Consider the following 10,726-nt stretch of genomic DNA (forward strand, 5'->3'; position numbering starts at 1 on the left):
CCCCTTATCAAGGGGGATCCCCCCGCCTATCGGCACCCCCCTTATCAAGGGGGGCAGGGGGGATCGGCACCCCCCTTATCAAGGGGGGACTAAGGGGGGATCGGCACCCCCCTTATCAAGGGGGGACTAAGGGGGGATCGAACCTAAAATCCATTTTTAATTTAATTATAACCAGCTACTTAACATAAAGTTTGACAACAACTGTGGTATAACTTCACAAGAACTTGATATTATTATTACAATAGTCTCAAAAACAATGATCGAATTAAGTCCCGCCGCCGCTAGAGAAATTGAACGTTGGAGTCAAAGCCGTCGTCTGACTGGTTCCTATCTGCGTTTGGCAGTAAAAAATGGTGGTTGTTCGGGACTTCACTATCATCTCGAATTAACCCCTATTGTGGCAGAAAACGATCGCTTTTATCAAAGTCAGGGTATTAATATTGTAGTCGATCCTGACAGCGATCGCTACCTACAAATTTTAAAATTAGACTATTCAGAAGATCTCATGGGTGGTGGTTTCCGTTTTACCAATGCCAACACCCAAAATACCTGCGGTTGTGGTCTTTCCTTTAGCGCTTAATTAACTGCTCCAAATAGCCAAGACAACTAAAAGCGCATTAACCAGATAAAAAGCTCCCACAATCTTGTTTTCCGTCCAACCACTTAATTCTAAATGATGATGAAAAGGAGCCATTTTTAATAATCTTTTGCCCTTGCCATCGGGTCCTTTTGTGGCTTTATAATAGATAACCTGAGCGATTACCGAAAGAGATTCCAGAAAGAACAGACCACTAATTAAAAATAATCCCCAGAGATGTCCAGTAATTAAACCCACTGCAGCTAAAGCACCTCCCAAAGCGAGGGAACCCGTATCACCCATGAACACTTTAGCGGGGTTGCGGTTATGAAAAATGAAGCCTAGACAAGCACCAGCAAAACAAGTGCAGAAAATCGCCAAATCTGGATGACTAGGAGCGATAATAATGGCTAAACCCAAAAATGCGATCGCACCTGTTCCCCCCGCTAATCCATCCACCCCATCGGTGAGATTAGTGGCGTTACTTTCAGCCACAAGGACAAATCCCGCCAAAATCCAGAAGAAAAAGCCCAAAGGAATCACTAATCGACCCCAAAGGCCGATATCGGTACTCACCTGATTGAAGGACATCCAGAGACAAAAAAGCACCGCCCCGGTTATCTGTAAAATTAACTTCATCCGGGGAGATAGGCCCTTATTCGACTTATAACGCAAAATTTGCCAATCATCTAACCAACCGATACCCATGTAAGCAAAAGTCAGCAAAGCAACCGCCACCACATTAGGAGTAAATTTAGACCAGATTAAAGCGAAAATAAGGGCTACTGGCACAAAAAAGCTGCCTCCCATGGTTGGGGTTCCTGCTTTCTTTAAATGAGCCTGGGGACCATCTTCGCGCATAATCTGACCCATTTTCAAGCGCCGCAGCATCGGTACTACTTGACAACCAAGACCAGCACTAATTAGCGTTGTGGCCATCAGGGGGAGTAACAGGGAATTAGTGGACTGAAAAAAAACTACTAACAGAAATAGTAATCCCGTTAGTAGAATCAGGAGATGGGTTCCAGTGGGTTTTTTAAAGATAGGGGCGGAAAAAATGTTAGCGTTCACGACTAAAGCGCCAGATAAGGGTAAAATTTGCCAAAGAAGACGGGATTAATCTTCATCTAAGACTAATTCGTCTTCGTCGTCATCATAACCGATATCATCGACATCCATGAGTTCAGATAGTTCCACATCTTCTTCGAGAGTGAGATCTGGTTCGGCGATTTTATCCCGGGGAATCATGCGATTATTTTTTTCTAACCACTCGACAATGGAAGCGTCTTTTTTTAGGGGAATAACCGCGGCCGGTTCATAGCGGGGTTCTTGACGAATAGAAGGATTAAGCATAATTACTCGACGATTAGCAGCAATCATTTCGAGTTTACCATGTCTTTTAAGGCTCTGATAATCTCTTGATTGGCCGCGGGGAAAGTGTAATTATCTAGTTCCTCGATAGTTACCCAGCGGATTTCTTCACATTCGATCGCTCTTGCTTGGCCGCTGAGATAACGACAGTTATATACTTGTAGATTAACCCGAAAATGACTATAGGTGTGATCGATGGTGATTAAATGACTATCCACTGCGATTTCAATGCCAATTTCTTCTAATACCTCCCGTTTAATACATTCCTGTACCGTTTCATTGCCTTCGATTTTGCCACCGGGGAATTCCCAAAAACCGCCCAAGAGTCCCTTGGCTAGACGGCGATCGATTAAAATTAAATCTCGATCATCTCTAATTACGGCCACACCGATTTGTTTACAGGGTAAAGAGTCTGTTTCTGGAATCATAGCGGTTATTAGCGAAAAAATCGGAAAAAATAGTTAAAAACTGACTGCGGAAAATTGAGTCAAAAGATGATATGATCGAGAATTGTACGATTAACGATTAACAATGACAGTCAGTTCCGAATCAAAGTTTATTTTAAAAGTATTGTGGTTAGATCAGAACGTAGCGATCGCTGTGGATCAGGTGGTCGGCAAAGGAACTAGCCCCCTCACCGCTTATTTTTTCTGGCCGCGCAATGATGCTTGGCAACAACTGCAAGAGGAGTTAGAAGCAAAACACTGGATTGATGAGTCCGATCGCGTTGATGTTCTCAACAAAGCCACAGAAGTAATTAATTTTTGGCAAGAGTTACGCAATCAAGGCCGACAAATCCCCATGGCCGATGCACAGTTAAAATTCCCCGAAGTTGTTTTTAGTGGTAGCAATTAATTTATAGCAGTTATCTTAATGGGGAGCGACAAAATCTCCAGTTTTAGGCAACGGAAAACAGGAAACTTTTTCAGTGATCACCGAGCAGTAGGAGAACAGCAACTTCTCAATAAGTAGGGAGGAACAATTATTTGTAGGATGGGTTAGCGGTAGCGTAACATAATCGGGCGTTGGGTTTCATGCTTCAACCCAACCTACTGATAACTGATCACTGATAACTGATCACTGATCACTGAAAAAGAATCGGGTAGGTTTATATAAACCCGCCCGATTTTGCTTTAATTTAATGTGATTTGGCTTGGTTTAAACCGATACTAAACCGCCTGCGGCCTGGTATCTAGCGCGTGCTTTGCGCCATGATTGTTGCGCTTGGATAGTTTTGCGACGGTCATCCCCTTTACTGACTTCATCGAGACGGGTTTGGGCCTGTTCGTATTCGGCGCGAGCTTTTTCTTTATCGATTTTTGAGCCTAATTCCGCCCCATTAACGAGGACTTTGATCTCATTATTTTCGACTTCGGCAAAACCGCCCAAAACCGCGATATTTTCCCAGTCTTTCCCCGGTCGAATTCGCATTACGCCAATATTCAGGGCAGTTAATAAAGGAGCGTGACCGCTAAGAATACCTAATTGTCCCGTGGAACTGGGTAGGATTACTTCTTCGGCCACGTTATCCCAGACAATGCGATCGGGTGTAATAACCCGTACTGTAATGCTCATTGGTGATAATAACGATAATTTTGGCAGATTTCTGGGTTTAGTAACCGCGTTTAGCGGTTACTACTGACTTTTAATTAGCCTTTTTTGAGTTTTGCGCCTTTAGCGATCGCTTCATCGATACTGCCGACCATATAGAACGCTTGTTCGGGTAAGCTATCGAGTTCACCTTTGAGGATCATCTGGAAGCCTTTGATCGTATCAGCGAGGGTAACGTATTTACCCGGGGAACCGGTGAAAACTTCCGCCACGAAGAAAGGTTGCGAGAGGAAACGCTCAATTTTGCGAGCGCGGTCAACGGTGAGACGATCTTCTTCCGATAATTCGTCTAAACCGAGAATAGCGATGATGTCCTGTAACTCTTTATAGCGTTGCAGGGTAGATTGGACGGCGCGAGCGGTGCCGTAGTGTTCATCACCGACGATATCAGCTTGGAGCATGGTGCTGGTGGAACCGAGGGGATCTACCGCCGGATAGATACCTTTGGAAGCCAGACCCCGGGATAGTACTGTTGTTCCGTCCAAGTGAGCGAAGGTAGTAGCGGGAGCGGGGTCAGTCAAGTCATCCGCGGGTACATAGACCGCTTGGATGGAAGTGATCGATCCCTCTTTGGTGGAGGTAATCCGCTCTTGCAGGTCGCCTACGTCAGTGCCGAGGGTGGGTTGGTATCCTACCGCAGAAGGCATCCGACCGAGGAGCGCCGATACTTCCGAACCGGCTTGCACGAAACGGAAGATATTATCAATAAATAAGAGTACGTCTTGCTTGTTGACATCGCGGAAGTATTCGGCCATGGTCAAAGCGGAGAGACCGACGCGCATTCTCGCTCCGGGGGGTTCGTTCATCTGACCGTAAACGAGGGCGATTTTCGATTCTTCGGGGTTATCAGCGTTGATTACCTTCGATTCGATCATCTCGTTGTAGAGGTCGTTTCCTTCGCGGGTTCTTTCACCCACACCGCCAAAAACCGAGACACCCCCGTGTTGAATGGCGATATTGTTGATTAATTCCATCATAATGACGGTTTTGCCCACACCAGCACCCCCAAAGAGGCCGATTTTGCCCCCTTGACGGTAGGGGGTGAGCAGGTCAATCACCTTGATACCGGTTTCAAAAACCGTCGGTGTTACTTCAAGATCGACTAATTTGGGAGCGGGACGGTGAATAGGAGAGGTTTCGGTGACGTTAACCGGTCCTTTTTCGTCCACGGGTTCACCAAGAACGTTAAAAATCCGACCGAGGGTGCATTTACCCACGGGAACGCTAATCGCCGCGCCAGTGTCCACGATATCCATACCGCGCACTAAACCATCGGTGGTACTCATGGCAACGGCCCGCACTTGGTTGTCACCGAGTAACTGTTGTACTTCACAAGTAACGGATAAATTTTGACCGGCGGAGTTAGTTCCTTTTACGGTTAAGGCATTATAAATACGGGGCAGGTTGCCACTGGGAAATTCGGCATCGATGACCGGACCGATGATCTGGACGATTTTACCAACGTTAGTTTCTGTTGTCGCTACCATTGTTTATGTCTACTCTGGGTTTTAGCTGATAACTCCCACAAGGGGAAAGTCTTAATTTTTTGTAAAATTAGCCAATACTCAGCTTATCACGCTAGGGGATCAGATCAGTTATCAGTCACCAGTGATCCGATTTGAGTTTTCCGAGTCTGAGCGGTGATCGGTATTAAATGGCAATTTTCTGCTTACTGGTTGCTGATCACCGATAAAAAGTAAGGCAGGCCTTAGCCTACCTTAAAACAAAGCGAGGTTGATCAACTTTGGGGATGCCGATGCGGATGCAGCGGATGGAATTGGTCTATTACCATATATTGTCGATTATAGCAAGGGTTTTGCTGGTTGCCTAGATTCAAATAAAAAATAATTCAAAGCTTGACCATAGATTTTAATCTATGTATTGAACCACAAGAACTATCTCCTGTCAAATTTTCAAGGGACAGCTTTAGATAGGGTTTATGGTAGGGGCGCAATGCTTGCGCTCAAAATGTGTTATGGATATTTCTAAGTATCTAAGCACAATTAATTACACATCTAAGCCACTACTCCGTCAGACTTCTGCTGTGATCAGTAAACAGTGAACTGAAAACTCAAATCCGATCCCTAATAGCTGTATCCCGTCTCCCGTCTCGGAGTCTCCCGTCTCGGAGTCTCCCGTCTCGGAGTCTCCTGTCTCGGAGTCTCGACTAGGAAATTAATTTTCCACGACTACTTACAAAACTGAGATGCACTCCCTTCCCTCAACTGTCCGGGAGAATTGTGCTGTAAGATAAGTGGGTGGGTGGAATTAAATATAAGATGAACGTAGGTTGGGTTGAAGCATGAAACCCAACGCCTGATTATGTTATGCTACCGCTAACCCATCCTACAAATAATTTTGCCTCCCTACTTATCTTCAGTTTCAATTGTTTAGGCTCGCAATCCTAGATGAGAATAAATTTCGGTAGCTTTTGCGGCAATAGATCAATAATCTGAGGAAATTATCGGTTAATTATATGAATTCTGCTAAAATTATCGCCATTATCACGGGAGCGATTTCGATTTTAATCGCCGTTGCCTATTTAATCCTAGTTCAGATTCTTGACTTTCGTAGCGAGATGATTCCCGCTCCCCTAGAAGTTATTTTTCCCGGATGATAAAAATCGGGGTTTAAAATGTTTCAACCCCGAAAAAAAGCAATTTTTGAGCGGATTAACCCACTGGTTGTAATACTAAATCCGGTTATTAAAAACTGATTATCTATTATAGCTTTTAAAGTGGAGGGTTGCATCAAAAGAGTTGCTCTGGCCTTATTGCCGGGGTCGTCTTTGCCAAGCAACAACTAATTTAATTTCCTCATAACTATAATTATCTCCCAGATTTTCTTTGAGAGTTTTCAGGGATTGATCACCCACTTTTTTAATCGCTAAACGAATATATTCCTGTTTATTTTTAGAGACTAACTGATTAATATCAATTTCGTAACCCGCTTCCAGCAATTTAGCTAAATGTTCATAGATGGTTGAGACTTTTAAGCTTCTTTTGCGAGCGATTTCTTCCGCATTCAAACCATCTTGATAGTATTGGAGAGTGAGGAATTGAGTAGAGGGAAGACTATCCTGACAAAAATCATTAATTGCCGCTATAAATATATCACCATACTGCTGCACTTTGCTTTGTACTACTCCAGAAATTTGACGAAACTCCCCTAAACTCCGGGGTTTTGATTGAGCCATCAAACGCAGACTAGAATCATGAAAAATAACGTAGGGAGGAACCCCTTGACTATCGGCAATTTTTTTCCGCAGTTGTCGCAAGCGCTCGAATAATAAATCACTTTCCAGCGTATTGGGATTGTCGTCTCCCAAGATTTGACCGTTAGCTTTTTGGGGGACGGCAATAAACACGGAACGTTGTTTCCGCATCACTTCCCAACTGTTTTGATTAAGTTTCAAGATTCTAAAATTGTCTTCAGTTTCTACCAGTAGATTTTGCTGGACAAGGGAACGACTTAAACGTTTCCACTCCCCGACAGTTTTATCTTTACCGATGCCATAAGTAGATAATAAATGATGTTGATATTGGGTGATTCTTTCACCTTTTCCTCCCCTCAGCACGTTGATTATGTGCATCATACCGAATTTTTGTCCCGTCCGCGCCACACAGGATAAAAATTTTTGTGCCTCGATTGTCCAATCCTCGGAATTGTTACCATTCCGACAGTTATCACAGTTACCACAGTTACCTGAAAAACTTTCGCCAAAGTAGCCTAGTACACTCGATCTTCTGCATTCAGTCCCTTCGGCATAATCTAACACCTGTCGCAATTGTTGACGAGCTTTCTGTTGTTCATTTTGCTCGGTTTTTTGGTTAATAAAATACTCAATTTTTCTGGCATCTGCAAAGCTAAAAAAGAGGGTACATTTAGCCGGTTCTCCGTCCCTACCGGCGCGGCCCGATTCTTGATAATATCCCTCTAAATTGCGGGGTAAATCATAATGAACGACAAAGCGCACATCTGGTTTATTAATCCCCATACCGAAGGCAATTGTTGCCACCATAATCTGCACATCATCCCGAATAAAACGGGTTTGATTTTCGCTTCTTTCCCGATCATCCATACCGGCGTGATAGGGTAGGGCATCAATACCATCTTTTTGTAACTGTTCGGCAACTTTATCGACGGTTTTCCGGCTGATACAGTAAACTATTCCTGATCCTTTTTGTCCTTTAATATATTGATACAATTGCTGATAAGATTTACTGGTTTTAGATCGAACTTCATAATAAAGATTAGGACGATTAAAACTAGCAATATGAATGGAAGTATCTCGCAATCCTAATTGTTGGATAATATCTTCCCTAACCTGTTGGGTAGCGGTGGCAGTTAAAGCCAGAATTGGTGCAGAGGGAAAGCGTTGACGAACTTGTTTAATTTGTCGATATTCAGGGCGAAAATCATGACCCCAATCGGAGACACAGTGAGCTTCATCTACCGCTAAACAGGCTAAACCAAGGTAATTATCAATAACAGCTAAAAAATCTAAAAAACTAGGCGATAATAATCTTTCTGGCGCGACATATAACAGTTTAATTTTTCCTTGCAGGATTAAAGATTCTCTTTCTCTGACTTGTTTAGCATTTAAAGTGCTATTGAGAAATGTTGCCCCGATGCCATTATCAGCTAAAGCAGTTACTTGATCCTGCATTAAAGCAATTAGGGGAGAAACCACCACCGTCACCCCTTTTTTGATTAAAGCAGGTAGCTGAAAACAGAGAGATTTACCGCCTCCAGTGGGCATAATTACTAATAAATCCTGATTATTTAAAGCAGCCTCAATTATTTGGCGTTGATTCGGTCGAAATTGATCGTAGCCAAAGTGATATTTTAAGACTTTTTCTAAAGAGTCAATTGCAGCCATTGAGCAAGGGGAAAGATATTTTTATAGTAGTTATTTTAAGGTTAGGGATTTAAGTAGTCAGTGATCGGTAATCAGTAAAAAGAAAGCTGATAGCCAAAACAACTGACCCTAGGATTGTCTCACCTGATCGGGAACACCAACAAAGGAGAGATTGGCTAATTTTTTCAGATTTTGACAGCGCAATAACTCGTTAAAATTGAGACTCGATCGCCCTTCAATTTCAGCTATAGTCTCAATAGCCGATAATAAACTTTTAGCGGCCTCGGTTTCCGTGTAACCGCGTCTAACAGCCACTTTTAGGGCTGCTTCATCCGCATCTAATTCCCGTTGGGGGCTGCGTTTTTCCCGCCAAATCCGGTTAATTGCCAAGGCAGTTAAACCCCCCGCTACTGCCATACCGACGGCATCGGTTTGCAGGGTTTCCACGGTTAAACCGATCATACCAGCCAGAGCAATTACTCGATCGAGATCGGGTTTAAACCATTTTACTGCCGTTAAAACACAGACAGCCCTTAACAAGACTAAATCCCGTTGGGGTCTTGATAATTGCCGCCAGAGGTCAAAATTAATTGGAATCGGTCTGACTCCTCTTTGCCAGGGCAGGGGAAAATTAGTTTCGATTACCTTGGTGCTTTCGGGTTTGCTGACAATGCGCGTCATCATCCGTCCCGAAGCAGGCATGAGGTCTAGTAAATGACTAATCTCGTTGTCTTGGTTCATCGATCGCTGGTCAATAGTCTTCGATCATTGAGTATAATCGCTTTCTGAGTTAATATCTCTTTTCCGACAATTTTCTCAACGAAACCGCGCGAGTCCCTACCGTTCGGCTTTGAGGGGTTCGATGTCCCGAAAATCGCCAATAAATTCTACGGACTGGCTAAGGACTGGCTCAAAACCAGAGCCGGTAAGCAGGTGCAGAGCAGAAGAAGTTAAGAACATTCCCCGCAATAATGGCCAGCAGGGGCCGGAGAAATAAGGCGGGGAATGCCTGCTTGAGCTAGAGCGCCTGGAACAGCACTTTGGTGTCGGAGAGGGTGGGGGTGAGAGTTCCGGTCAACGTGACAATCGCCAACGGACTGAAGGTTGATCCCGCAGAGCCATCGGCATCGTAGGAGAGTACCCCGCCGCTGTAGGTGAGGTAACCGCCAGCAATTGCACCGGTGTAGGTTGTGGTTCCCAAAGCCCCGCTACCCAAGGCTGTGAAGGCGCTGGCACCGGTTATATCGAACACGATGGTGTCGTTGAAACCGGTGATCACATCCTGCTGGTCGTAGATGCTCAGAAACCGGAAGGTGTCGCCGCCGCCACCGGTGAGGGAATCGTTGCCGAACCCGCCGACGATGGTGTCAATACCATTACCACCATTGATGGTATCATTGCCAGATCCGCCGTAGATCAGATCAAAGCCGCCGAGTCCGATGATGTTGTCGTTGCCGGTGCCGCCGCTGATAATGTCGGCGCCGGTGCCGCCGTTGATGGTGTCATTGCCGTCGCCGCCATTGATGGTGTCGTTGCCGTCGATGCCGCTAAGGTTGTCGTTACCATTTGATCCAGTGATGAAATCCGCGCCAAGTGTACCTGAGCCAATCACACTGTCGCCTCCAGACGGCCCATCATTCGGGTCAGGACCGCCGCCCACGGTCAGGGCGATGTTGGCCGAATTGGCAACACCCTGGTTGCCAAGGATATCGAAATAGTCGTTGGACACCGCCACTGTTCCCGTTGGCGACTGGAAGTCAGTCGCGGTGAAGGTGGCGGTGTAGCTGCTGCCGCTGCCAGTGAAGTTGCTCAACACCCCGTTGGCTAGGGTGACATTACTGGCCGTGAAACTTACGGCTTCGCTGAACTGGAAGGTAACTGTAGTGCTAAAGTTCTGGCCAGTGAGCGGTGAGTTGTCGAAGGTGATGCCCACGGTCGGATTAAGTGTATCAATCGTCACCGTATCCGTACCCGCTCCACCATTGTTACCGACAAGATCACTGTAGCTATCGGCTGCCACGGACACCGAGCAAATGGTTTCCACCCCATCGTCGGCCGTGAAGATGGCCGTATAGCTGTTGCCATCCACCTGGGTGAAGTCGCTCAGGGTTCCGCCGCTGACGCTCACATCACCGTCGGCAAAACCGGTGACATCTTCGCTGAACTCAAAGGTAACGAGAGAACTGTTAGTTCCGTCGTTCAAGGAAGCATCAACGATATCGACTGCAAGGGTCGGATTTTTGGTATCAATCGTCACCGTATCCGAGCCGGCTCCACCATTGTTACCGACAAGATCACTGTAGCTA

General features: G+C 45.4%; 12 protein-coding genes. 3 read left to right on the forward strand and 9 right to left on the reverse strand.

The window, feature by feature from the left end:
- Positions 1-256: 256 nt before the first annotated feature.
- Complete coding sequence (locus tag IM509_RS04420) at positions 257-580, forward strand: HesB/IscA family protein (protein ID WP_147070141.1); 324 nt, start codon at positions 257-259, stop codon at positions 578-580.
- Here IM509_RS04420 and mraY read toward each other — a convergent pair whose 3' ends face one another.
- The 3 genes from mraY to mutT are packed head-to-tail and all read right to left on the reverse strand — an operon-like array spanning position 581 to position 2,376.
- On the reverse strand, positions 581-1,648 hold the full coding sequence (mraY, locus tag IM509_RS04425) for a phospho-N-acetylmuramoyl-pentapeptide-transferase (protein WP_185237996.1): 1,068 nt from the start codon (positions 1,646-1,648) through the stop codon (positions 581-583). It lies immediately after the preceding gene.
- Positions 1,649-1,693: 45 nt separating this feature from the next.
- Positions 1,694-1,957: a DUF3134 domain-containing protein gene (locus IM509_RS04430; RefSeq protein ID WP_002760451.1), complete on the reverse strand. Its 264-nt coding sequence runs from the start codon at positions 1,955-1,957 to the stop codon at positions 1,694-1,696.
- Positions 1,954-2,376, reverse strand: coding sequence for an 8-oxo-dGTP diphosphatase MutT (mutT, locus tag IM509_RS04435; protein WP_185237997.1), 423 nt, complete (start codon positions 2,374-2,376; stop codon positions 1,954-1,956). Before mutT ends, IM509_RS04430 begins: the two co-directional genes overlap by 4 nt.
- A 103-nt stretch (positions 2,377-2,479) precedes the next feature.
- On the opposite strand from mutT, the gene IM509_RS04440 reads away from it, so the two are divergent.
- On the forward strand, positions 2,480-2,803 hold the full coding sequence (locus IM509_RS04440) for a 30S ribosomal protein PSRP-3 (protein ID WP_002760450.1): 324 nt from the start codon (positions 2,480-2,482) through the stop codon (positions 2,801-2,803).
- Between the two features lie 303 nt (positions 2,804-3,106).
- Here the strand turns inward: IM509_RS04440 and atpC are convergent, their stop codons facing one another.
- Entirely contained in the window at positions 3,107-3,523 is a 417-nt protein-coding gene (gene atpC / locus IM509_RS04445) for an ATP synthase F1 subunit epsilon (protein WP_002760449.1), read from the reverse strand.
- Between the two features lie 74 nt (positions 3,524-3,597).
- Positions 3,598-5,046 carry a F0F1 ATP synthase subunit beta gene (gene atpD, locus IM509_RS04450; protein WP_052278197.1) on the reverse strand — a complete coding sequence of 483 codons (1,449 nt, stop codon included), beginning with the start codon at positions 5,044-5,046 and terminating at the stop codon, positions 3,598-3,600.
- A gap of 989 nt (positions 5,047-6,035) precedes the next feature.
- On the opposite strand from atpD, the gene IM509_RS04455 reads away from it, so the two are divergent.
- On the forward strand, positions 6,036-6,176 hold the full coding sequence (locus IM509_RS04455) for a hypothetical protein (protein ID WP_002760440.1): 141 nt from the start codon (positions 6,036-6,038) through the stop codon (positions 6,174-6,176).
- A 153-nt stretch (positions 6,177-6,329) separates the two neighbouring features.
- On the opposite strand, the gene recQ is transcribed toward IM509_RS04455, so the two are convergent.
- From recQ to IM509_RS04475, 4 genes are all read right to left on the reverse strand, one after another.
- A complete protein-coding gene (recQ, locus tag IM509_RS04460) occupies positions 6,330-8,441 on the reverse strand; it encodes a DNA helicase RecQ (RefSeq protein WP_052278196.1) in 2,112 nt (703 codons plus the stop codon).
- A gap of 108 nt (positions 8,442-8,549) precedes the next feature.
- Positions 8,550-9,161, reverse strand: a complete 612-nt coding sequence (locus IM509_RS04465) for a DUF3318 domain-containing protein (protein ID WP_002786558.1) — start codon at positions 9,159-9,161, stop codon at positions 8,550-8,552.
- A gap of 96 nt (positions 9,162-9,257) precedes the next feature.
- Positions 9,258-9,380 carry a hypothetical protein gene (locus tag IM509_RS04470; protein ID WP_260441373.1) on the reverse strand — a complete coding sequence of 41 codons (123 nt, stop codon included), beginning with the start codon at positions 9,378-9,380 and terminating at the stop codon, positions 9,258-9,260.
- 58 nt (positions 9,381-9,438) lie between these two features.
- On the reverse strand, positions 9,439-10,726 hold a 1,288-nt coding region (locus tag IM509_RS04475), incomplete at its 5' end, for an Ig-like domain-containing protein (protein WP_272079426.1).

It is taken from the genome of Microcystis sp. M31BS1, from assembly GCF_020245285.1.
GTDB classification, from domain to species: Bacteria; Cyanobacteriota; Cyanobacteriia; order Cyanobacteriales; family Microcystaceae; genus Microcystis; species Microcystis panniformis.